Source organism: Morganella sp. GD04133 (assembly GCF_029835375.1).
Classification (GTDB): Bacteria; Pseudomonadota; Gammaproteobacteria; order Enterobacterales; family Enterobacteriaceae; genus Morganella; species Morganella morganii_B.
Genome location: NZ_JAODZS010000002.1, coordinates 100,142 through 124,110, shown reverse-complemented (window position 1 = coordinate 124,110; position 23,969 = coordinate 100,142). Strand labels below are relative to the sequence as shown.

General features: G+C 49.9%; 22 protein-coding genes. 7 read left to right on the top strand and 15 right to left on the bottom strand.

What is annotated here, in order from left to right; genetic code table 11:
- Window positions 1-2: 2 nt before the first annotated feature.
- From vasI to tssB, 12 genes are read right to left on the bottom strand one after another with little or no spacing between them, the layout of a single operon-like run.
- Window positions 3-650, bottom strand: coding sequence for a type VI secretion system-associated protein VasI (vasI, locus tag N7387_RS01445; protein WP_262882104.1), 648 nt, complete (start codon window positions 648-650; stop codon window positions 3-5).
- Window positions 647-1,444: a hypothetical protein gene (locus N7387_RS01440; RefSeq protein ID WP_279796215.1), complete on the bottom strand. Its 798-nt coding sequence runs from the start codon at window positions 1,442-1,444 to the stop codon at window positions 647-649. Before N7387_RS01440 ends, vasI begins: the two co-directional genes overlap by 4 nt.
- Window positions 1,444-4,125, bottom strand: a complete 2,682-nt coding sequence (tssH, locus tag N7387_RS01435; protein ID WP_279796214.1) for a type VI secretion system ATPase TssH — start codon at window positions 4,123-4,125, stop codon at window positions 1,444-1,446. The genes N7387_RS01440 and tssH overlap by 1 nt, the downstream gene beginning before the upstream one ends.
- On the bottom strand, window positions 4,125-4,919 hold the full coding sequence (gene icmH, locus N7387_RS01430) for a type IVB secretion system protein IcmH/DotU (RefSeq protein ID WP_262860912.1): 795 nt from the start codon (window positions 4,917-4,919) through the stop codon (window positions 4,125-4,127). Before icmH ends, tssH begins: the two co-directional genes overlap by 1 nt.
- Entirely contained in the window at window positions 4,916-6,268 is a 1,353-nt protein-coding gene (tssK, locus tag N7387_RS01425) for a type VI secretion system baseplate subunit TssK (RefSeq protein ID WP_262860911.1), read from the bottom strand. The genes icmH and tssK overlap by 4 nt, the downstream gene beginning before the upstream one ends.
- Window position 6,269: 1 nt before the next feature.
- On the bottom strand, window positions 6,270-6,809 hold the full coding sequence (gene tssJ, locus N7387_RS01420; RefSeq protein WP_262860910.1) for a type VI secretion system lipoprotein TssJ: 540 nt from the start codon (window positions 6,807-6,809) through the stop codon (window positions 6,270-6,272).
- 12 nt (window positions 6,810-6,821) lie between these two features.
- Window positions 6,822-8,087, bottom strand: coding sequence for a type VI secretion system-associated FHA domain protein TagH (gene tagH / locus N7387_RS01415; RefSeq protein WP_279796212.1), 1,266 nt, complete (start codon window positions 8,085-8,087; stop codon window positions 6,822-6,824).
- Window positions 8,088-8,091: 4 nt separating this feature from the next.
- On the bottom strand, window positions 8,092-9,117 hold the full coding sequence (gene tssG, locus N7387_RS01410) for a type VI secretion system baseplate subunit TssG (RefSeq protein WP_274369193.1): 1,026 nt from the start codon (window positions 9,115-9,117) through the stop codon (window positions 8,092-8,094).
- On the bottom strand, window positions 9,081-10,862 hold the full coding sequence (gene tssF / locus N7387_RS01405) for a type VI secretion system baseplate subunit TssF (protein ID WP_279796211.1): 1,782 nt from the start codon (window positions 10,860-10,862) through the stop codon (window positions 9,081-9,083). The genes tssG and tssF overlap by 37 nt, the downstream gene beginning before the upstream one ends.
- 4 nt (window positions 10,863-10,866) lie before the next feature.
- Entirely contained in the window at window positions 10,867-11,304 is a 438-nt protein-coding gene (gene tssE / locus N7387_RS01400) for a type VI secretion system baseplate subunit TssE (protein ID WP_262860906.1), read from the bottom strand.
- Between the two features lie 5 nt (window positions 11,305-11,309).
- Window positions 11,310-12,794 carry a type VI secretion system contractile sheath large subunit gene (gene tssC, locus N7387_RS01395; protein WP_045137852.1) on the bottom strand — a complete coding sequence of 495 codons (1,485 nt, stop codon included), beginning with the start codon at window positions 12,792-12,794 and terminating at the stop codon, window positions 11,310-11,312.
- 17 nt (window positions 12,795-12,811) lie between these two features.
- Window positions 12,812-13,309, bottom strand: a complete 498-nt coding sequence (gene tssB / locus N7387_RS01390; protein WP_025152075.1) for a type VI secretion system contractile sheath small subunit — start codon at window positions 13,307-13,309, stop codon at window positions 12,812-12,814.
- Between the two features lie 1,238 nt (window positions 13,310-14,547).
- On the opposite strand from tssB, the gene N7387_RS01385 reads away from it, so the two are divergent.
- A complete protein-coding gene (locus N7387_RS01385) occupies window positions 14,548-15,441 on the top strand; it encodes a DMT family transporter (RefSeq protein ID WP_262882099.1) in 894 nt (297 codons plus the stop codon).
- Between the two features lie 328 nt (window positions 15,442-15,769).
- Here N7387_RS01385 and N7387_RS01380 read toward each other — a convergent pair whose 3' ends face one another.
- The gene (locus tag N7387_RS01380) at window positions 15,770-16,105 is read right to left on the bottom strand and encodes a helix-turn-helix transcriptional regulator (RefSeq protein ID WP_279796210.1); all 336 of its coding nucleotides are present in this window, start codon (window positions 16,103-16,105) and stop codon (window positions 15,770-15,772) included.
- Window positions 16,106-16,807: 702 nt separating this feature from the next.
- Between N7387_RS01380 and N7387_RS01375 the strand changes: the two genes are divergently transcribed.
- Window positions 16,808-17,059 (top strand): GDCCVxC domain-containing (seleno)protein, encoded by a 252-nt coding sequence (locus tag N7387_RS01375; RefSeq protein WP_262860903.1) that lies wholly within the window; start codon window positions 16,808-16,810, stop codon window positions 17,057-17,059.
- Between the two features lie 939 nt (window positions 17,060-17,998).
- On the opposite strand, the gene N7387_RS01370 is transcribed toward N7387_RS01375, so the two are convergent.
- On the bottom strand, window positions 17,999-18,460 hold the full coding sequence (locus N7387_RS01370) for a hypothetical protein (protein WP_279796208.1): 462 nt from the start codon (window positions 18,458-18,460) through the stop codon (window positions 17,999-18,001).
- A 344-nt stretch (window positions 18,461-18,804) separates the two neighbouring features.
- Here N7387_RS01370 and trpS point away from each other — a divergent pair, with 344 nt between their 5' ends.
- The 3 genes from trpS to map all read left to right on the top strand — a co-directional run bounded on the left by trpS (window position 18,805) and on the right by map (window position 20,902).
- Complete coding sequence (gene trpS, locus N7387_RS01365) at window positions 18,805-19,818, top strand: tryptophan--tRNA ligase (RefSeq protein ID WP_279796207.1); 1,014 nt, start codon at window positions 18,805-18,807, stop codon at window positions 19,816-19,818.
- A gap of 108 nt (window positions 19,819-19,926) precedes the next feature.
- A complete protein-coding gene (locus N7387_RS01360; protein WP_004241949.1) occupies window positions 19,927-20,133 on the top strand; it encodes a ParD-like family protein in 207 nt (68 codons plus the stop codon).
- Entirely contained in the window at window positions 20,126-20,902 is a 777-nt protein-coding gene (gene map / locus N7387_RS01355; protein ID WP_262860900.1) for a type I methionyl aminopeptidase, read from the top strand. Before N7387_RS01360 ends, map begins: the two co-directional genes overlap by 8 nt.
- Before the next feature lie 68 nt (window positions 20,903-20,970).
- On the opposite strand, the gene N7387_RS01350 is transcribed toward map, so the two are convergent.
- Window positions 20,971-21,564: a TetR/AcrR family transcriptional regulator gene (locus tag N7387_RS01350; protein ID WP_108657410.1), complete on the bottom strand. Its 594-nt coding sequence runs from the start codon at window positions 21,562-21,564 to the stop codon at window positions 20,971-20,973.
- A gap of 144 nt (window positions 21,565-21,708) precedes the next feature.
- Here N7387_RS01350 and N7387_RS01345 point away from each other — a divergent pair, with 144 nt between their 5' ends.
- Together N7387_RS01345 and leuE are read left to right on the top strand one after the other, a co-directional pair.
- Window positions 21,709-23,187 carry an MFS transporter gene (locus tag N7387_RS01345; protein ID WP_279796205.1) on the top strand — a complete coding sequence of 493 codons (1,479 nt, stop codon included), beginning with the start codon at window positions 21,709-21,711 and terminating at the stop codon, window positions 23,185-23,187.
- A gap of 98 nt (window positions 23,188-23,285) precedes the next feature.
- Entirely contained in the window at window positions 23,286-23,924 is a 639-nt protein-coding gene (gene leuE / locus N7387_RS01340; protein ID WP_025152083.1) for a leucine efflux protein LeuE, read from the top strand.
- Window positions 23,925-23,969 lie beyond the last annotated feature (45 nt).

Genomic DNA, 23,969 nt, shown 5'->3' with positions numbered 1-23,969 from the left:
ATTCACCAGCGGCAGGCCGCGCGTAAAGGTTTGATACTTTCTGTCAGCTGAGACAGATCAAAAGTCACCGGTTCCCCGTTTTCCGGCGTGATGGTCAGTGAGTCGCCGGTCATAATGCGTTTGATTTCACCGATCCCGGCCAGACCCCGGCTGGATTCCAGCACATAACCGCTTTCGCGGATAAACCAGTCACTGCTGAATGAGGTTTCCGGGGTGGATAAACGGACAGCATGTACTGTCACCGGGGCGTTCATGATCAGCTGCATCCGTGTAATGTTATCGATGCAACTGAGCATCAGGATCGGGCGGGGCGGTTGTGTGCCAATCGCCGGTGCGGTCATGACCACAGGCCAGGTACCTTCACGGGGCTGGGTGGTGATGAAGGTCACGGTATGTTCTGTCCGTTTCTCTTCATTGTCTGCCGCCCGGCGCCGGATCTCGCCTTTCGCCGCCGGGGCCGTCTGCGGCACGGCGTTGTCCCTGCCGATGTTGTCATAGCAGTCCAGCCGCACCAGCGGTGACGACTCTTTACGGCAGGTGTCCAGCCGTGCTGACATATCACCGGAAAGTGCGGGAACCGGTTGTGCCGGGCTCCACAGCGGTGTCAGTATCAGCAAAGCGGTCACGCTCTGAAGCATCCTCTTGGTCATGACATGTATCCGTATTTTTTTAATTTGTACACCAGGGCACGTTTGGAGATATTCAGGTTCACTGCGGCTTCATTCAGGTCGTGGTTATCCGCCTGCATCCGGTAGTTCAGAATGTCGGATTCATACCGGTCGAGGGCGGAGGTCAGGTCTCTGATACCGGACATATCCGGATCGGATGACGGTGGCAGTGCGGGGGTCACCATGGTTTGTGTCATCATCGCTTCCAGCCTGCGCTCCTTTTCCTGAGCCAGCTGAAGCAGCCCGCACAGCTGCTGATTCTGTGTCCGGATCTGCATCCGCTGGGTCAGCGAGCAGAAGTGATGACAAAAAATCCGGTAATAGATCGCCGTCATGCCCCGTTCGTGTTCTTTGCGGGTCAGACCGGTACCGAGACGGCAGATAGCCCCGGCGGGTTTGCCCTCGTGATCGCAGAACGGAAATCCGTGGATACCGCTGTTCGCCGGTAATCCGCGGATAAACGTTTTCAGACTGCTTTCCTCGAGATGGCTGCCCTGTGACAGGTTTGTCCAGCAAAGCGGTGTCCGGTTAAAGGTTACCTGTACCAGCGGCTGACTGATATCAGACGCATCGGTGTCCAGCAGACCGGCAGTGACCTGTGGTTGTGAATAATCGACCGAGTAACTGAGCAGCCGGTTATCCCGCGGGCTGAGTACGACCACAGCCAGTGCGCTCAGGGAGCTGCGGAAAAAACAGTGCGGCAGAAACTGCGTTATCAGTGATTCGGTTGTCGGGCAGTCTATCAGTGACAGCGCATTTTTCAGTCGGTTCTTCATTATTCCGCATCCACCTCAGCGGTGAATTTGTCATCCGTGGCTGACAGCGTGATATGACGGATGGTTTTTCCGGCTGCCGTGTGTTTGAGCAGCAGCAGGGAAAGCGGTGGCAGTAAGTGACCATCGATGACGGATTCCAGAATACGGGCACCGTTCTCAGCCCGGTTTGCGCGCTGAATAATGGCGTTATAAACGGCATCACTGATAGTGACCTGTGCGCCGAAACGCTGTACCAGACGCGCTTCCAGCTGGCTGAGTTTGGCGCGGATGATCCGTGTCAGCGTTTCGTCATTGAGCGGCAGATACGGGATCACTTCCATCCTGGCAAGCAGTGCCGGTCTGAAGAACGTGGTCAGTTCCGGATACAGCGCATCCAGCAGTTCATCCGGGCGGTTTTCATAAGCGACAATCGTGCTGTCACCCAGGTTTGAGGTCAGGAAAAAGGCGATATTTTTGCAGTCAATCACCCGGCCTTCACCGTCAGCCACTTCCCCTTTGTCGAAGGCCTGATAAAAGAGATTCAGCACATCCGGATGGGCTTTTTCCACTTCATCCAGCAACACCACGGAGTAAGGCTTGCGGCGGATGGCTTCCGTCAGCACACCGCCTTCACCGTAACCGACATACCCCGGCGGGGAGCCGATCAGGCGGGAAATTGTGTGCTTTTCCTGGAACTCGGACATATTAATGGTAGTGAGATATTGTGTGCCGCCGAACATCAGCTGCGCTATCTGCAATACCGTTTCGGTTTTCCCCACACCGCTCGGCCCGGCCAGCAGGAAAGCCCCCAGCGGACGGCCGGGACGCCGCAGGTCGGCACGGGCGGTCAGCAGGTGTTTATGCAGATGTGCAATCGCCAGATCCTGACCTTTGATGGATTCCCTAAGATAAGCCGGTAACTCGGTGACCACGGCAAGGGCATCCTGTGACAGACGGTTGAGCGGAACACCGGTCCATTTGGCGATCACTTCAGCAATCTGTTTTTTGCCGACATGCGGGGACACCAGGGAGGAGAGCTTCTGGCGGGTTTCCAGTTCTGCATTCAGTGTCTGTAACTGTTCACGGATGCTTTCTGTGGTTTCCGGCTCAGCGGCTTCACCGGTCTCTGCCGGGTCTGATGCGTTTTCCGTCTGTACCGTTGTATCATTTGTCTCTGCGTGTTGTTCTGCGCTGCCAAGCAGTTTCGCCCGTAAGCGGATGATATCGCGGACTAATGTCTGCTGTGCCTGCCAGTCAGTCTGTAACTGATCCAGTGACTGCTGTAATTGTTCAGACTGCTGTTGCAGCGCGGCCAGGCGGTCAGTGTGATCCACCAGTCCGAGCAGGGCTTCGCGCGCCAGCACATCCCGCTCCGTGCTGATCTGGTGTAACTGTGTTTTCAGGGCGGAAATCTGTTTCGGTGGTGAAGTCAGATTGATCGCGGTCCGCGCACAGGCCGTATCCAGCACATCAATGGCTTTATCCGGTAACTGACGACCGGACAGATAGCGGTCACTCAGCTCAGCCGAGGCCCGCAGCGCATCATCATCAATAAAGACCTGATGGGCGGACTCATAGGCCGTGCGCAGGCCGCGCATGATAATCACCGCTTCCGCCGCAGTCGGTTCTTTGACCTGAACTAACTGGAAGCGCCGCGCCAGTGCCGCATCTTTCTCAAAATACTTTTTGTATTCACTCCAGGTGGTTGCCGCGATAGTGCAGAGCTCCCCCCGTGCCAGCGCCGGTTTGAGGAGGTTGGCGACATCGGTGCCGCCCTGCTGGTTACCGGCACCGATCAGGGTATGCGCCTCATCAATAAACAGAATGATCGGGGTGGCGGAACCGGTGACTTCCTGAATCAGCCCTTTGAACCGTTTTTCAAATTCCCCTTTGACGGCGGCACCGGCCTGAATCGCGCCCAGATCCAGTACATGCAGCTGACAGCGGCGCAGTTTTTCCGGTACCTCACCAGCCTCAATACGCAGTGCCAGGCCTTCAATCAGTGCGCTTTTCCCGACACCGGGCTCACCGACAACCACCGGGTTGTTTTTGCGGCGGCGGCAGAGGATATCGATCATCAGGTCGATTTCGTTATCACGGCACAGAACCGGATCCAGCTTATTCTGCCGTGCCAGCTCTGACATATTCTGAGTGAAACGGGCGAGCAGGCTGTCCGCCGCCGGGGTATTGCTGCCCGCAGGCTGAGTGCTGAAATCACCGGACTGGCTTTCTGCCGAACCCGCTGTCCACTCATCAAACTGCTGCTTTAATTGTTCACGATTTATGTTACTGAGCAGTGTGCAGGCCTGCTGCGGCAGGTAACGCTGCGGCATCTGCAGCAGCACCAGCAGGATAACACCGGAGCGCAGCGTGGTATGCTGATATTCGGCGGAAGCGACCAGCCAGCTGTCTTTCAGCAGCTCAGTCAGCAGCGGGGAAAACCCCGGATACCCCTGGGTCAGTGCCTGATGCGGCGGGATCAGCGCTGCGGTCATGTCCGCCAGTTCGCTGTGATCAATACCGGCGCGCTGGCAGATTACCCGCACATCGGTTAACGGCGTTTCCAGCAGGCAGCCTAAAAACAGCGCGGCAGTGATTTCCGGCTGCTGTTCACTGACGCTGCGGGCGGCAGCATTTTCCAGTGCATGTTTTGCCACAGGATCGAGGCGGTTAACGAGTGTAGAAAGATCGATATTTATCATCAGTGTATACCCTGACTCAGTAACGGAGTAAGTTGTTCCAAAATATGGTGTGTCTGATTATTGAGCTGTGACAGATACAGGCCGTAAATACCGGCGGCCATCAGTATGCCGGCGATAAAGATATATTTGAGCCGCAGACGTTTTCCCAGCCGGTAGCGGTGAGGATCCGTGGTGGTATTTTCATACAGCACAACAGCGCCCTGTTCGGGGCGCAGCTGGCGGATCTGTTTTTGCAGGCGGCGCAGCAGACGGTTAAATTCATCGTTATGGCCCTGGGTGACTTTATAACGGCCCCGGTAACCGAGGCACAGACACAGCCAGATAAACTCAATCAGATCCAGATAGCGTTTCGGCTCACCGAGCAGGCGTTCGATCAGAATGAACACTTTTTCCCCGCCCCACGATTCATTGTGGAAATGCACCAGCAGGGATTTTTTCACCCAGCCGTTATCCGCATTCCAGCCGAGGCCCAGCGCGGTTTCATCAATAAAGGTGCAAAGCACGTAGCGAAACGAGACAATCGCGCCCGGTTCATAGCCCTGAGACTGCAACTGCTGCTCGATGGCCTGAATATCTGTCACCACCTGCTGATAAAGCTTGTCCGGCAGCGGCGAACCGGACATCGTATGCATCCGCATAACCATACCGAGCAGCGGGGTGGCTGCATCAATCATCGGGTTAATATTTTCACCGCGCAGCGGGATCCGGTACTGCTTATGCCTCCGCTGGCGCAGATACTGTGCATCCTCAGAGGTATCCTCATACAGGCTGCCGGTCAGTAAATCATCGGTCATAAATCGCCCCCGTTACGGATGGCCCAGAACTGAATATCCAGCTCCGGGAAGTTACCGGCAACGTGGAAGGCGACAGAGCCGCTCTGCTGAATTTCCTGCCAGGCTGTGCCCTGGCGATCCAGCCGGAAATAGGTGTAACCCGCGTGATACGGCAGCTGGCGCGGAGCAGCAGACAGAGAAATCAGTGATACCCCCGGCAGCTGGACACTGACCAGATCGCGGATGCGGTTGATGGAGGTGACTTTGGTCTGCTGGGTGAACTGGCGGCGCAGCTGTTCCTGCGGCATCTGAGCGCGGATCGCCACGATAAACTCGCCCTGCTGCAACAGTTGCGGATCCTGAATTGTCGCCACGCGGATGCCGTGTTCCTGTTCCTGAAGGTGAATCGCAATAGCACGTGGTGTCAGTACCACACTCAGTGCCAGGCGCAGTGCCCGCATCAGTGGCGGATAGCATTCAGCCAGAGCCTGGTGGTTATACTTCGGCAGTTGCCCTGCCAGCCGTGACTGATCGGTAAAAGTATGCAGTTCACCGCACAATGAGCGCAGTTCGCAGAATAACGGCTCCGGATGCAGCACATCCTGGGCAGCAAAGTGCGCAAAACGCGGGGATGCACGGTTGAGAAGCTGTAACATCATAAATTCCGCCACATCGGCGATACCCTGCTGCCCCGGTGAACCGATCCGTCCGGCCAGTTGCCGGGCGCGTTCGGCCAGTGTGCCGCTCAGTTCATCGAGAAATCCTGTCAGGGATGGCGATAAACGAATATTCAGGCAGGACGGAATAAAGGTATCGTCGAGGATCAGCCCGCCGTCTGCTGTCTGTTCACTGATACGGCAGACAGGCACAGACACATAGGCATTCAGCTCTGTTGCACCCTGTTTCAGGACCGGGCTGAGTTTTGCCACATTCAGCATACTGACATCACCGCTTTCGGTGTGCAGATCACGGACATCCAGGCTGAACTCTTTATAGCGCGCCGTCAGGTGGTTGTTATGCCCGGCCGCAATTTCATTGACAGTGGCACTGTGCAGCGGCAGGGCAAGATAGATAATGTTGTTGCCGGTATCATTGATCGGTGCGATATCAATCGGCGGCGGCAGTTCATCCTGCGATGGCATGGAGAACAGGGTGCCGTCCGGCATCACACCGGTCGCCTCTGAAATGCCGATCCGGCCCAGCCGCAGAATATCGTCGTTGATCACCAGCGAGGTAAACCCGGCATGATGACCGAAGAACGCAGAGAGCAGGCTCTCTGTCACATAATCCTGGTGGCGCTGCTGCTGCTGGAAATGCTGGGGCTTGATAAACAGACCTTCGCGCCAGATAACCCGGTTTTTCATCGACATATTATTCTTCTTCCTCTTTGCGCAATTCCACTTCATTTGCCCTGACATGAACCAGCAGGTAATACTGCCGTCCGATTCCGCTTAATTTGATGATTTTTTTCCATTCGGTAACATTGGGATCCGAGTAACGGACGATCACACCCAGATAGCGGTTTTCACCGGTGGTCCGCAGTAATGCCAGCGGTTTGTATTGATCCGGTGTCAGTGTGTAATCCTGGTGATCGATATAGTTTTTACCGAGCACATCCGGCAGCGGTTTTTCATCCAGCTGATCGAAATCCATCGATTCAAAGCGGGAGTCCTCGCTGAGATAGACAAGCTGCATCTCCACCGGAGACGGCTCACCATCCTGATTCGGATTGATATCGGGTTCCGCCAGAAGTGTGATAGCAATTTCAGAGGGTTGCTGGCTCGCTTTGCCCACCGGCGTATCCGGATCCCACAGCACCTTGCCGACTTTTTTGGTCGCTTCCCAGGATTTGCTGCATCCGCTTAATACCAGGATCAGCAGCAACAATCCGTATCGCAGTTTCACACTCATGATGGATGTCCCTTATAAACTTTTACGTAATGCCCGGTCATAGGCATGGGTGTAAACTTCATAAAAGAGTTTCTCAAACCCCTGCTGGCGGCAGGATTTCAGCTCACGGTAGTAGCTGACATACATCTGCCATGCCCATGCCGGATCTGAACTGCTCTCTTCGCCCGCCCGCTGATACCGGGAAAAACGCGCCAGCAGCCGCTCCGGTGAGAAGGCATCGAGCATGGTATCCAGTGCCACGGAAATCGCTTCCAGATTGGCCTGATAATGAAGCTGCATATTGGCCAGGCTCTCGCTGACGGCGGCGGTCGGGGACAGATGTACCGGACTGCGTTCATCACCGAACAGCAGGTGCAGAGCTTCCTGGTAATCCACATTCAGACGCAGCGGGTTATCCTCGATCGGGCGCAATTGTTTGTCGCGCAGGTTATCCTGGGTTTTCTGCAGTGCGAGAAGTCCTTCAATAGCCGCTTTGAGTGTCCGGCCGATCTCGGTCAGAAAATCATTGGCCTGACGGGAATTGTGCATCGGTAAATGCGCTTCCAGCCCGCGCATCAGCGGATTTACCGCAATATGATCGGCATCGGTGAGCGGCAGCAGATCATCAGTGCGATCGGTGGCGGACAGTGTCGGCAGATCCATATATTCCTGCACAATGGTGTTCCCTCTGTTATCGGAGAGCGGCATGGCGGCGGATGAGGCCGGATAGTTATCGGCCAGCAGACCGGAGATGTCGTTTTTTATCTGCGCGCCGCCGGTCAGGCTTTCATTTTCCAGTGCCTGTAACGGGTCACGGGTGCGTGAACCCAAAACAGCCGGCGCGGTATCATCGCCCTGATGCAGGGTGTTATCCTGTGTGGTGCGGGTATCCATCAGGTTATCCAGCGGATTACTGCCGGCGGACACGATATCCTGGGGTGCCACAGCCATCGGGTCGCGGTAAGGTTCATCGGTCATGGCAAGATGGGTTTTAAACTGCAGTTCGCCGATCTCAACGATATCGCCCTGTGACAGACGGACAGCACCCGCGTGGCGGGGGATCGCCGTCTGATTGAGGCGGACCTGCTCGGTCAGGGTTTTCAGGCAGAATGTCTGATCCTGCCAGACAATGCGGCACTGAACCCCGGCGACTTTGCCGAGGCTGTCCTGGAGTGACCAGGTACAGTCGGCGTTACTGCCGATAGTGCCGCCCTGAGAGGAAAACTGCGCAGTTGCAGCCCGGCCGCTTTCCAGCCGGTTACTGTTCACCAAATGAAAATTAAGTTGTGGTTTATCCATGATGTTATTCCAATACTGAAATCGTCACAAAAGGCTTCAGTTCCGGTTGCCCGATAAAACTCCGCCAGCCCAGTTGATTGTTATCGTTTTCGCCGAGAACCATCCCGCCGACCTGTTTTTCCGCCATTCGCAGCCGCAGATCCCAGGCCAGCTGCTCGTGCATGATGTAAGACACAAAGGCGACCAGCGGCAGATAATCCGGGCCGTTCGGTAAGAAACGCATGTAACGGCTCAGTGGTAATTCACTGATTTCAATAGTGCATTTTCCGTTACAGTCTTCAATGCGGGCGCCGAGACTGAAATTTTCACCGAGCAGGGAACGCGGCTGCGCGGTCCGGCTTGCGCTGTACAGAATTTCACCCAGCCGGTTCTGCTGATCGTCCGCAATCGGCACCCGGCGGCTTTCCCAGCCTGACAGCTCCACATGGTCCAGATCAAAACAGTGGGAAATCAGGCTGCATATCACATCCGCTGAGCGCCCGGGGCTTGCCAGTAATCCGGCATAGGCCAGCATTTTGTTGTGATTGATCCGGATCCGGCTGCGGTTACTTTCGCTGCCCAGCCCGAGCAGCGTGAACATGTAGCGGGAAAACGGATCACGTCCGTCCGGCTCAAACGAAATGTAATAGCGGTATTTCCGCCAGATCCGGTGCAGCAGTGTGACAAAGCGGTGATTAAACAGATTGAGAAAATCTGTGACGCTTTCGGTCTGCTGGGCTTCTTCCCACGCCAGGCTGTCGAGGTAATAGCCCGGCAGCGGAGACTGGCTGCCGTGCAGGCCCAGAAACGCTACTTTGACATCATAGCTGCCGTCCTCACGGCGGGTGACATCGGTTACATCCCGTGTCGGAAAGGCGATGCCGGCACTTGCCGAGAAACGGATACTCTCCTGTGCGGACTTTCCGGCCGCGGTCACGGATTTAATCAGTAACTCTGCCAGCTGATAAAAGTCATACTCCGTCATGGCGGCAGTACCATCGCCGGCGGAGGATGTCAGCGCAGAACGGTGTGATTGACTTTCGCCGGCCATACATACACTTCCCGGTTATCCATATTGATCACTTCCAGCTCATGAAAGGTATTCACGCTGGTATAGAGCCCGAAAAAGTGAGCAATAACGGAACAAAACAAATAGAGCCCGCCCTCGGATGAGAACGCACTCTGATGAACAGATAAGGTGGATTTCAGCCCGCGCACCGGCAATCCCCGGTACAGGTATTCAGCGGGCTGCGTGGTCATGCTCACCAGGGCATCAAGGCATTTCTGTGTCTGACGGGCCGTCTGCTGGTGGAAAACAGAGGTCAGATCATAAAGCTGTAACAGTTGCCGTAATGCATCCAGACTCAGTAGTGACTGATAATTCAGCGACATATTCGTCAGCACAGACCAGTGCAGCGAGTGGTCGAGCAACGGCCGCAATGTTTGTGTCGGTTTCATGATATTGCTGACTGCGGCAATATCCGGCAGTGGTGCCGTGCTGCGGGTAACGGAACCGGCCCGCAGATAACCGGCCACATCCCGGTTGGTGCAGAGCAGAGAAACGGAAATGGTTTCATCACAACCGATCAATGCCGGTTCATTACTGCGGACAAAAGACATCCGGTGGCGGAACCCGCCGTCATCCGGCGACGGCAGTGTGCGCAGGCGGTAATACAGCTCGTCATCACCTTTATTGACCGGCTCCTGATGATGGAAACTTTCAAACTGCGTGTAATGTGTCATTTTTGCCGGTTGTCCGGCACAGCGGCGCAGTCCGTCCACCCGGGTGACAGAAAAAATATCGTAGCTGCCGGGATGAGCAAAGCCCGGACTGAGCGGGTACTCACTTTGTCTGCCGTCCAGCTCAATGGCTTCACTTTCCATCGGGAACAGGTTAGCCGCCGGTACACAGTTAATCCGGATGCTGTCATTGTTAATATCCGCAGCCGGCGGCAGCGGACGGGAAAAGTGAATGGTCAGGGAAAAATGATCACCGGACATCACCGCCGGAATATCATTAAGTCCCTCAATATTCAGAAACAGAAAAGCACGCGGGAAACTGAAGTATTCCTGCAGCAGGCGATGCCCCTCATAACTGTTTTTAGGATAGGGCAGCAGTGCATCCTCACGGCTGAACCCGACTGGTGATACGGTCATGTTTTCCGGCTGATACGTATGCTTTCCGGTGGCCAGTGTTGCGCCGGATACCGCGTGATTCAGCAGAAAATAGAGTTCCTGCGAGGTGTAATCATCCCCGCCGAGATAAATCTGTAACTCCGCCAGACCGGCATCCGCTAACCGGACCGGTTGCGGCAGTGAAAACGAAACCGTGACTGACTGCCTGTCAGCGGTGACAGAGGAGACGGTAAACGGCATCACCCGCAGATCACGGCTTTGTGTGAAATGGCAGGTCATCTGATGCAGAATATCTTCCTCCGCATCACTTTCATCCAGTGTGACGGGCTGACTCTCAAACCGTGTTCCCGCCGGTACCGAAACAGGCCGGCTCAGGGAAGAGGACGGCACGAACTGCATCACTGTCATTGACGGAAACGGCCGGGCATAACTGGGCCACAGCATGGTGACGAGGCTGTTTGATAATTCCGGAAACTGGCGTTCAATCTGACTGCGCAGGGAGGCGGACAGATAAGCGAATCCTTCCAGCAGGCGCAGCACATCCGGATCAGTGCTCTTCTCCGCCAGAAAATTAACCAGATGCGGCTTGTGGCGCGCAACGGTATCTTCCAGCAGTTGCAGATATTCAAGTTCATCAGAAAAACGGGGATTACGTGGCATTCTGTCAGGCCTGCTTCAGTCTGTAATGCCGGTGACTGTCCATCTGCATATTAAATTCAATCAGCTGAGACTGATTTTCCAGTAACACCAGTGCGGTGATCCGGAACTCCAGAAGCAGCGGGTTATGTTCATCAATCACACCTTCCACCGCGACATCACTGATCCGCGGCTCATAGCGCAGGATGCAGTCTCTGATGGACGTTTCCAGACTGGCACGGAAATCCACCGCTGTTGCGGTGGCATCATTGAGATCCGTCACACCCAGTTCACTGCTGCTCTGACAGGTGTCCGGCCGGGTATTCAGCACCTGTGTCAGGTGTGATTTGACCGAATTAATCAGAGCGGCAGTACGGGACTGACGGGAAGCACCGGCGTGCTTCCCTCTTATCCGTTCAAAAAGGCGTACCGGTTGTGAAGACTGACGATGATAATACGCCCCCATGACGGTTATTCCTTATCGAGACGGCCAACCAGTGACAGTTCGAAACTGGCACCCATGTATTTGAAGTGCGGACGCACCTGGATAGCCACCTGATACCAGCCCGGATCCCCTTCGACATCCAGTACCTGAATCTGTGCGGAACGCAGAGGGCGTTTGCTGCGGACATCTGACGGCGGGTTTTCCTGATCGGCAATATACTGCTTCAGCCAGATATTCAGCTCACGCTCCAGATCCTGGCGCTCTTTCCATGCACCGATCTGCTCACGCTGTAACACTTTGATATAGTGTGCCAGGCGGTTGATAATGAACATGTATGGCAGCTGGGTACCCAGTTTGTAGTTGGTTTCTGCCATCTTACCTTCACGGGTGTTCGGGTAATGTTTTGGTTTCTGCACCGAGTTGGCGGAGAAGAATGCGGCGTTATCACTGCCCTTACGCATAGTCAGGGTAATGAAGCCTTCTTCTGCCAGTTCGAATTCACGGCGGTCAGTGATAAGCACTTCTGTCGGGATTTTGGTCTGCAGTTCGCCCAGCGCCTCAAAGCAGTGAACCGGCAGATCACTGACGGCCCCCCCGCTCTGCGGCCCGATGATGTTCGGACACCAGCGGTATTTGGCGAAACTGTTGTTGATCCCGGCTGCCAGCAGAAATGCGGTATTCCCCCACAGATAGTGGTCGTGGTCTTGCTTGACACTTTCACGGTAGTTGAAGTTTTTAATCGGGTTTTCAACCATGTCGTAAGGAAGACGCAGCAGGAAACGCGGCGCGGTCAGACCGAGATAACGGGAATCTTCCGCTTCACGCAGAGAACGCCATTTGGTGTGTGCCGGACCTTCAAAAACAGATTTCAGATCTTTAATCGCCGGCAATTCGGTATAGCTGCTCACACCGAAAAACTCAGGTGAAACAGATGACAGGAACGGGGCGTGAGCCATGGCACCGACAGCACTGACGTATTGAAGCAGCTTCATATCCGGTGTGGTATTACTGAAAGCATAGTTCCCGACGATCGCGGCAACCGGCTCACCACCAAACTGACCATAACCGGCGGAATAGACGTGCTTATAGAAACCGGACTGGACGATTTCCGGTGAAAATTCAAAATCTTCCAGCAGTTCGGATTTGGTGGCATGAATAATATTAATTTTAATATTTTCACGGAAATCAGTGCGATCCACGAGTAACTTCAGGGAACGCCAGGAGGACTCCACTTCCTGAAACTGCGGGTTATGCAGAATTTCATCCATCTGGGTACTGAGTTTCTTGTCCAGTTCGACCAGCATCTTATCAATCAGTAACTTATTGACCGGCTCTTCTTTTGAGTCACTGGCCAGGATGTTACTGATAAAGGCGGCCACACCCTGTTTTGCAATATCGTAGGCTTCGGTTTCCGGGGTCATCCGCGACTGCGACATAATTTCATCAAGCAGGGATGTACCGGCAGGGATCTGGCCTGCTTCCTGTTTTATACTTTCTGTTGCTGTAGACATAATACAATTCCCATCAATTATTTATTACTGACGATATCCAGTTCTTTTAACAGTTGCTCACGGGTGGATTCATTATCCAGCAGAGCCTGAAGCTGTTTACGGAATGCCGGGATATTTCCCATCGGTCCTTTCAGCGCAACTAATGCTTCCCGCAATTCGAGTAACTTATTTAATTCCGGAACATTTTTCGCAATATTGTCAGGGGAAAAATCACGCAGAGATTTAATATCAAGATTGACAGGAATTTCTGAATCACTTTCTTCTTCAAGGTGATTTTTAACAGCGAATGTCAGGTTAATACCTGAATTCTCCATCACGGAATTAAAGTTATTCTGATCGACAGAAACGGTTTTACGTTCTTCAATCGGTGTATCTTCTTCTTTGTTTTTGAAGTCACCAATGACCAGCAAATGATGAGGTAATTCAATTTCTGCCTGGCTTCCGCCGTCATGAGGTGTGTATTTAATATTAATACGTTCTTTCGGCGCAACGCTGCCAAGGTCATTTTTACTCATTGACTGTCCTTATGAATTTTTGAGAGGGAATTAACTGTCCCGTACAGATACATAAGATAAGTGATTGCTGTCACCGGGCTGTGTCACCGGATGAATACACGTAATCTATGTAATTAGTTGTATTTTGTGTTAATTAAAATATTTGGTTTAAGTTCAGATCGTGGAATACGTTAGCGCAGAAGTTATCGCCTGCGGCACGCCCCTGTCAATCAATAAAATTATTTTACTAATAAACCGGGTGTGTTAGTCAAGTGATATACAAATGTTAAATTAATTGCGTTTTTAATTAGTAAAATCTTTTATTAATTACTCATATGAATAGTAGTTAATCAGAGGGTGATTGAAAATAAAGAAAATTATAGAGAAGGCAATTGAAGCATATTAAATAATCAATGCTGTAACTGTACGATAATTGCACTGAGTGAAAATTAAACAGCCCTGTGAGAGAAAGTCTCTGTTTAAATGACGAAATATTATTTTACATTTGCTAATGAAATCATAAATAATTATATGTGTATTTTTTAATTTATAAAAAAAACGCAGAAATTTTAGCATGTGCTTATGTATATTGCATAAATTCGGTTTATTAATAAATGGAAACATTTTTCATGATGAAAAACGATTTTCAGACAAATTCTGCAAACAGAATAGGGCAGTATTGGCGGGTAAAGAGGAAGGGGATGAAGTTATCGGGCGATAAGCGATATTATATTTCGGATATTAAAAAATAACAGTACGATAAAACCGGGATTCTATCGTTCTATATATATTATTTTTTCCGAATGTGTATTTTTTTTGATAAATATCAATCAGATAGTGGTGGTAGTATTCTGTTACCTTTTTTAATTTTTCGGGTCGCAACACAGGATAGCGGCAATGCTTTGTTTTACTGATATTTTTACTTCTTGACTGGTTTTTTGTTGAATACCCGATCTGCCATTGATGAATTTTTAGCCTGAATCGATATTTCGTTATCAATTTAGTTTAGGATTAACATCCTGCCTTTTCAAAAATTCATGCGCAAGTGGATTATTCCGAGAGATGCAGATAGATGCTTTACCCCGGCTGAACGGACTCTGCATTATGTCTGTAACCGCAGCAGTGATAACCGGCCCCGCACTCTGAGTCATACATCTTAAAAATTATTTTAAAATCCATAACTATTTTGATAAATAACAAGCCTGCTCCGGGGGCATCATGTTACGGTCGGATAAATATTGACCAGGCTGGAGCGGGATATGCCTTATTTATTCTTAACGCTGGCGGCGTGTTTCTGGGGCGGGAACTATGTTGTCGGGCATCTTTTGGTATCTGAAGCTGACCCGGTGATTTTATCGCAGCTGCGCTGGCTGGTGACGGCCGTTTTGCTGATGACGCTGTATTTCAGTCAGGTTAAACAGCAGTGGGCGTTTATGAAAAAGGCAAAAGGGATAATCCTGTTTCTGTCATTATGCGGACAGGTTTTATTCCCGGTCACGCTGTATATCGGTTTGCAATATACCACGGCGCTTAATGCCGCTATTTATATGTCAGCGACACCCTCCCTTGTTTTACTAATTAATGCGCTGATATTTAAAGAAAAAATTCAGAGGAAAAATTATATCGGCGTATTACTGAGTACGTTAGGTGTGATTTATCTGATATTCAAAGGTGACCTTAATTTTACAAAAGTCATCAGTCATTTAAATAAAGGGGATTTGTGGGCACTGGGATCTGCTATCAGCTGGGCATTGTATTGTGCTTTCCTGAGACTGAAACCCCGTGAGGTAAACGGTAATGCCTTTGTGGCTATCAGCTCGGTGACCGGCAGTCTGATGATGTTACCGATACTGATTATTTATCTGTTCTTACATGATGTTCAGATCAGTAATACAGGCAATTATGCCTCACCGCTGTTTATCTCCGGGCTTGCCTATCTGGTTATTTTTCCGTCATGGCTCTCATATCTGCTGTGGAATAAAGGCATACTGACTATCGGCGCAACAAGAGGGGAGATCTTCTCTCACCTGATCCCGCTGAGTGGCGGTTTCTTTGGTGTTCTTTTCCTCAGTGAAAAATTACACAGTTATCATTTTTTGAGTGGTGTATTCATTATAGCCGGAATTTATTTTTGTTCTTCAGCGAGAAAATAAAGGGATGTATTGACACACACACCTTCGTCTGTGTGAATAATACACGATGTTATAATGCCGGAGATCGTCTCACCGGCATTATTGTCGGGCAGGGTGGCAATGGCACCGAACGGGATGCTATTGGTGTTCTGTTCAGCGTCACGGAGTTACCCATTGAGCGGTTATTGAATTCCTGTCGGATAGTAATAAAAAATAAAATTGTATTTGTGACTGAATATTCATTAGTTATTTTCAATGAATAAGATAGTATTATTGTCACCGATTTTCGTTTGATTATATTGAAGATTAATACAACAAATATAATATTTCCGATATTAAGTGGTAAATATCAGCTGTAGAATACAGTTTCATCATCATCATTAAATGATGAACGTTTCTTTTTGAAAATTGACAGCATATTTTTACTGTCAGTAAAACCACAATGAATGTTCATCTGGTATAAGAAATCCTCTGGTGTTGTATCCAGAGCAAGCAATATTGCAATGAGCAGGTTTAGTGTCAGATGGTTGCTGCCACGCTCATAGCGGGAAATTTGCTGCTGGCTCAATCCGGTTAAACAGCCTAAATCATAGCCTGACAAATTTTTTTCTTTCCGCAATGATCGAATAACTGCACCAGCTGCCTGATTAATGACAGCGGAATTTCGTTTGTTATTAACGGGCATAAATAAGAACCTTATAAACAGATAAAAAAGTGGATCCCGGAATAATGAGAATAAAGTAATATAATTAATGTATCATGCCTAGCTAATATAAATAATCTGTCTGTGTGACGACGATGTATATTCTACGCACGGTAATTGCTAATGCAATAGTCGTAATGTGGGTACAATATAAATGACTGAAGTGTAATAAATAAGTAGTATATTAGTGAAGTAGTAAATAATCGTTAGTATTCATAGCGTTCGGTATTTTTTATTGAGTTTGGTTAAAAATCACTCGCTTGATATTTTGGGTTATTATTCTGATTTTATGAATATAAGATAATAAAGACAGGCTAAAATAGTGACAATATCCATTGTTAATGAAATCTAATATAACAATAATGAAAATCAGACAGGTTGTATCAACATATTATAATGCAATAAGAAGGATGGTATCAGCGGGAATAAGAAAAAAGACGACAGATTAATTAACATGAATACCGGGATATAGCGGTCGTCTTCCGTTTTTTATGACATTAAAAAAGGATTTCCTGATTCAGACTTAAAGAGTATAGAGTATACAAATGCACATATCACCGCGTTATCTGTAAACCGGTATGTCGCATGTGAAGCCGTCAGCGGCAGCCACTTCGGTGGCTTTTTTGTGCCCGGAGGAAATATGTTATTTTATACGATGTCACATTAAAATCAGGGGTATAAAAAATGGAAAATTCAGCAGCAATTGAATTGCAGTCGACGTTGCGTTGTCCGGTCTGCGGATCAGAAAAAACAGAAACCATGCCGGTGAATGCCTGTCAGTGGTTCTATGAATGCGGACACTGTCATACATTATTAAAACCGCTGACGGGAGACTGCTGCGTCTTTTGTTCTTACGGCACGGTCGCTTGTCCGCCGGTACAGGAAGCCGCACTGACAGGTAAAAAATCCTGCTGCAGCCCATCGTCCGGGGAATAAAAAATACCCGCACAGGTCAGTATGCGGGTAAATAATGTCAGAAAGCGTCCCTGCACAGTCAGGAGCAGGTCAGTAATGTGAATATCAATTAATTAAAACTGCTTATCAATATAACCACTATCTGGAATATGTACAGTATAAAAATGTATCCGTGGTTATTTTTAGTATTTGCACGTAGTGGTTTACATCAGGCAGGGTGTATGTGCCATGGTGTAATTTATTCAGTAAATACAATGTATTGAAAGGTGTTAATCAGAATTTTCTGCAGGAAATAAAAAAAGCCTCTGAACAAACGAAACCGGTTCAGAGGCGTCAGGTGTTACTTTCAGCTTGGTAACATGTCTAAGATAGTTAAGTTATATGAATTAGTCAAAAAATGATTGGTCAAAAAGTGTGTTTTGCCGGGAAGGTAAGGGAGACTACGGTATTGTACAACATCGTAAATAAAACGCCTTTCAGTGTTGGTATAATACTGAAAGGCGTTCAGAGAGATAATGCTGCGTTCATTTAATCATCCCATTTCGGGCTCATGACGGTGGCAAACAGACAGGATAAGATAATAAATCCGAGTGTCAGTAAAAACATATATTCCCCTTAATATAACGTTAGTCTGATCCGATAAACATTCTCCGGCAGAAGGTGATAAATCATAATGTATTTTCACTGACTGATTCTACCGGATAAAGACGGTAACTCAATGAAAGAAAACTGATTTATTGTCATGATTTGTCATTTTTATCCGGACTGCGCTGACAAAGAATAACATATGTAAATAAAAGGGTATTCCCCGGTCATCGTGTCTGTCAGTGTAATAGCAGATGTATTTATGTGAATCTCCTGACGGTAGCGCGTAACGCGATAGCGATTGTACGGCATGCTGAACGTGATATGAAACCGGGCATGTTTTAAGCCGGTCCGCTATGGAAACCATAATTAAATTCAGGCTGACTGACGGAGCGGATAAAGATAATGAATATTGTCTTTCCACTCAACAAAATAGTTATTTTTAATACGTATTGTCAGCAGGTTGTAACCTTCAGTACTCGTAATACGTAAATTAAGAATTTTATTATCTTCATTAACGTCATCAGCTTCTTCAGCTTCTTCAGCTTCTTTAGCTTCTTCAACTTCATCAATTGAAAAATAATCCTTAAAGCCGGGATAAGCCAACTCACGTAATTTTTCGAAGAGTTCCTTTGTTTCAGCTTGGGTTGTGGCAGGATCAGGATGGCATAATTTATGAAGGTATGACATTGCCTCTGTCTGATGAGTACGGCAGAAAAACTCCTTAATTTTCTCCCAGATACTCAGGGTAGGGGGCGCAGTATTATTAAATACATCTAGGACTTTATAAGTATCAATAATACACGGAAAGCAACCGTTACCTATAACTAAAGACATATTTACTTGCCCTATGACTCAGTGATATCCAGATTGACAAACTACCCTGATTGCATCGAAGCCGAAATCATGTGATTGCCTTATTCGCGTTCAGAAAGATCATCTGTCCGTCGCAGCCAAAAAAAGAGTGGTAATAAACCATAAAGGTTGTACATTGTCAGCATGATGAATAATAAAATGGCAGTCTGTTTATCACTCAATACTTGCTGGTGGCGCACAACGTGCGGCGCCGTTTTTGTTATTCAGTTTTAATTGCAAAAATCGCCGCCGGAGTGCGGCGATTTCATTTCAGACATATTGCATTCACCCCGGCGGCCTCTGATCATAATAAAAGAGGAAATCGTATGTCTGCTCATCACACGCAATCCGTTATTCTGACCGGTGACCGTATCACCGGGCCGCTGCACCTCGGGCACTATACCGGCTCGCTGCAACAGCGGGTCAGACTTCAGCATTCTGCCGTGCAGTATATTCTGATGGCGGATATGCAGGGACTGACGGATAACGGCGCGCAACCGGAAAACGTAAACCGTTATTTTTATGATGTGGCGGCGGATTATCTGGCGGCAGGCATCGATCCCGCCCGTTCTGTGATTTGTCTGCAATCGGCGCTGCCCGCACTGGCTGAACTGACACTGCTGTATCTCAATCTGGTGACCGTATCCCGGCTGGAGCGGAATCCGACGGTTAAACAGGAAATCATTCAGAAGCAGTTCTCCCGTACACTGCCGGCCGGATTTCTGATTTATCCGGTCAGCCAGGCGGCGGATATCACTGCGTTTAAAGCTGATCTGGTGCCGGTCGGGGAAGATCAACTGCCGATGATTGAACAAACCAATGAGATTGTCAGCAAAATCAATCATATTACCGGACAGGAATTACTGGTTCATTGTCGTGCTGAAGTCGGTAAAACCGGCCGCCTGCCGGGGATTGATGGTAACGGTAAGATGTCCAAATCACTGGGTAATGCCATTAATCTCTCTGTCAGTGCCGATGAACTGACGCGCGCCGTCAATGCTATGTTTACCGATCCGCATCATCTGCGGGTATCTGATCCCGGCCGGATTGAGGGCAATGTGGTGTTTGCGTATCTTGATGCGTTTCATCCGGATATAGCCCTGGTTGCTGAGATGAAAGCACGTTATCAGGCAGGCGGGTTAGGTGACAGAGAGTGTAAGTCGGTGCTGAACGAATGCCTGCAGACACTGCTGGCACCGATCCGTGAGGAGCGGGCGCGGCTGATGGCGGATAAGCCTTATCTGCTCTCTGTGATCCGCAGCGGAACAGAAAAAGCGCGGGAAGTGACACAGCAGACGCTGGATCGGGTGAAACGGGGAATGGGGCTATTGCTCTTCTGATTGACAGAATATGCTGATTTATCAGGATGCGATTGATTCCCGTTTGCGGGAGGTCTACTATATGAACCATATCTGTTTTATATATGGTTTATCAGTTAAGGATTTCACGTGGGTATTGTTAAAATCTCCGATGAATTACATGAATATCTGCGCCGGGCGAGTACAGTCATGTCGCGCTCTATCAATGCTCAGGCAGAATTCTGGATCAAAATCGGAATGCAGGCTGAAATGAATCCGGATAAAACCTTCACAATGCTTGTCAGCGAAATGCTGGAAAAAGAATCTGTCAGCCGGAAAGGAGAACAGCATGAGTAGTATCGTTATAAAAACACCGGAAGAAATTGCGCTGATGCGGGAATCAGGCCGTCTGCTGGCAAGCGTTTTTGCCATGCTGGATGATTTCATTAAACCGGGTGTGTCCACGCTGGCGATTAATGACAAAGTTGAAGATTATATTGTGAATACCCTTCAGTCACGCCCTGCCAGTAAAGGGCAGTACGGATTTCAGTATGTGCTGAATACCTCGCTGAATGAAGTGGTGTGCCACGGTGTTCCGAAAGCGGACGAACTGGTGAAAGACAAAGATATCATTAATGTGGATATCACACTGGAGAAGAACGGCTTTATTGCCGATTCCAGTAAAATGTATGTCATGCCGGAAGCATCCCCGCTGGCACGTAAACTGGTGAAAACCACCTATGATGCCATGTGGGAAGGTATTCAGCAGGTGAAACCGGGCGCGACGCTGGGCGATATCGGCTCTGCTATTCAGCATTATGCCGAGTCACGCGGCTACAGCGTAGTGCGTGAGTATTGCGGTCACGGCATCGGCCGTGAGATGCATGAAGCCCCGCAGGTGCTGCACTATGGTGTGCGCGGTAAAGGGACGGAACTGAAAGAGGGGATGACCTTTACCATCGAGCCGATGATTAACCAGGGCGGCGCGAAAATTAAAACCAAAAAAGATGGCTGGACAGTGGTGACGCGGGATAAAAAATTATCCGCGCAGTCCGAGCACACCATTCTGGTGACCGCGACCGGCTATGAAGTGTTAACTCTGCGTGCGGATGAAACATTACGCTGATTTTTATCTGTATAAACAACAGAGTGTGAAAAGCCCGGCTGCGACCGGGCTTTTTTTATCAGAGCAGATCAGGCTTTCAGAAAGCGCAGAAACTGTTCATACAGCACGCCGCCCAGCGTCTGTGCGGTGTACTGTCCGGATTGCGGCAGGGTATCCACCGCCGCATGCATACCGTGATAAATAATCATTGCCGTGATATCCGGATGTGCCACCCGCCAGTGACTGTGCTTCTCACCTTCCGCAATCAGGGCAAGCAGCTGATTCAGCACGGCGTTTTCATGGTCATTGCCCTGCTGGTGAAACCCCTGATGGAACAGGACATCATGCAGTTCCTGTTTCTCCGTATAGGCGGTGACAGACCGGTCACACCAGGCGGCCAGTCTGGCATCCGCATCACCCGCCGCACAGGCATCCATCGCCTGCTGCGTCTGTGACAGAAACCAGTCCATATAACGGTGGCGCAATGCCTCGTAAATATCCGGTTTGGCGGCAAAATAGTGGTAATAGGTTCCTTTGGCGACACCGGCCCGCGCCACAATGTCACTGACTGTAGTGGCATCAAATCCCTTTTCGAGAAACAGTGATTCGGCGGCATCCATCAGTTCATTGATCCGGACATCGGCAGGTTTAAAACGGGGTTTGTGTTCTGCTGACTGAGTCATAAATGCGCCTTGTATAACGGAAAACCCTGATTATGCCATTTCCGGGATATGAAGGCGAAAAAAACACGCAAATGAAATACGCTCTCATTTCGATTGACTGTCGGTCGGTCAATGTATATTCTGCTGTTATGAAAGGAGAACACGATGAACAGACTTCGTTATTTTGCCGTTACCACCGCGATTTGCCTGGGTACTTTTATGGCAACACTGGATATCAGCATTGTGAATGTGGCACTGCCGGCCATTCAGCATGATTTGGATGCACCGATGGTGTCATTGCAGTGGCTGATAGATGCTTATGCCTTGTGTTTATCTGCCCTTATCCTGTCCGCCGGGCCGCTGAGTGACCGTTACGGGCGCAAAAAGATGTGGCTGGCGGGTGTGCTGATTTTTACCCTCGGCTCATTGCTTTGCGCCCTGGCGGACACGCTGCCGCTGTTACTGGCGGGGCGGGTGGTACAGGGAATCGCGGCGGCGCTGCTGATCCCCGGCGCATTGTCGCTGATCACACATACCTTTGCGGATAATCAGCAGCGTATCCGTGTGATTGGTATCTGGTCATCGGTCAGTGCGCTGTCACTGATTACCGGGCCGATCCTCGGCGGCGTGCTGGTGCACACCACCGGCTGGGAAGGTATTTTTCTGATCAATATTCCGGTCGGTATAATTACGTTTTTGCTCGGGCAATACGGCATCCGCGAAAGTGCCGACCCGGAAAAAGCAGCGTTTGATCCTGCCGGGCAACTGCTGAGTATTGCGGCGCTGGGTTGCGTGACGTACGGACTGACGGAAGCGGGTACTCACGGCTGGCTGCATCCGCTGACGCTGTTCACTGTCACCGGCGGAATTATTTTTCTTCTGTTATTTCTGTACACCGAAAGCCGGGTGGCAAAACCGCTTCTGCCGCTGGCGGATTTCAGACGCCGCGAGTATCTGCACTATAATCTGGCCTCGTTTGTGATTGGTTTTGCGGCCTACACTAATGTGTTTTTTATTGCCCTGTTTTTACAGAAAGCACAGGGCTGGAATGCCCTTGAAGCAGGATGGCGGATGTCGCCGGAATTTATCGCCATGGCGCTGTTTGCATTCTCTTTCGGGCGGATCGCCCGCAAACTGAGTATCCGGCTGATCCTCGGTACCGGCCTGCTGCTGACCGCGGCATCCTGCGGGCTGATGGCTCTGCTGACACCGTATACGCCATATCCGCTGACAGGGCTGATGCTGTTTATGCTCGGCACCGGCATGGGGTTATCGATTCCCGCCACCGGGGCGCTGATTATGCATGCCGCTGACCCGGCGCGTTCCGGCGTGGCCTCGGCGACACTGAATATGATGCGCCAGACCGGTATGACGCTGGGAGTAGCACTGCTCGGCACCCTGATGATACAGCGGGCGGTCAGTATTGCGCAGCACCGTCAGCTGCCGTCAGCAGAGCAGCTTATCACCGGCGTACAGAGCGGAGAACTGACAAACGCAGTGCAGAATGCGGTTTATGAAGCCTTTGCGGGCGGGTTTAATCTGGCAATGGCAGGCGCAGCATTATCGGCAGTATGGATATTTATCCTGATATTTTATCCCCGCCGCCGCAAAATGCCGCAGGAAAACGGGAAAATAACCTTATAACAGAGAGGGTATATCCGTGGCGTGTATTTTGTGATTTATTAATCTGAACACAAAATAATAAAAAACAGCTGTAAATAGGCACACACCACGGAGGCGTTATGTTTGAAAATCTGGGCATACTGAATATCGGTACTTATATTATCGGTGTTATTTTTATTATCCTTGTGCCGGGGCCGAACTCACTGTATGTCCTTAAATCCAGCGCGACATTCGGATACAAAAAAGGTTACCAGGCTGCGCTGGGCGTATTTACCGGTGATGCGGTACTGATCATGTTGTCATTTCTGGGGGTGGCCTCAGTGATTAAAGCCTCCCCGGCATTATTTACCGCCGTGCGTTACCTCGGTGCCGCGTATTTATTGTATCTGGGACTGAAAATCCTCTATGCCACGTTTATGCAGAAGAAGGGGCGTCATGAGGATAAACCGCTGAAAGCGGAAAATGCCTTTAATAAAGCGCTGATCCTGAGCCTGACAAACCCGAAAGCAATTCTGTTTTATGTCTCTTTCTTTATCCAGTTTATTGATTTTAATTATACCCATCCGGCGGTGAGCTATGGCGTACTGGCGCTGATTCTGGAAACGGTCAGCTTTTTGTATCTTTCCTTTTTAATTTACAGCGGCACGAAGTTATCGCAGTTTTTCCGCCACAAAAAACAGGCGGCAAAAGCGGGTAACAGTACCATCGGGCTGTTTTTCATGGGGTTTGCCGCCAAACTGGCGCTGTTTACGGCGTAAAGACACTGCCTGTCTGCTAAAAGTGACGCTATACTGTGCCTGATT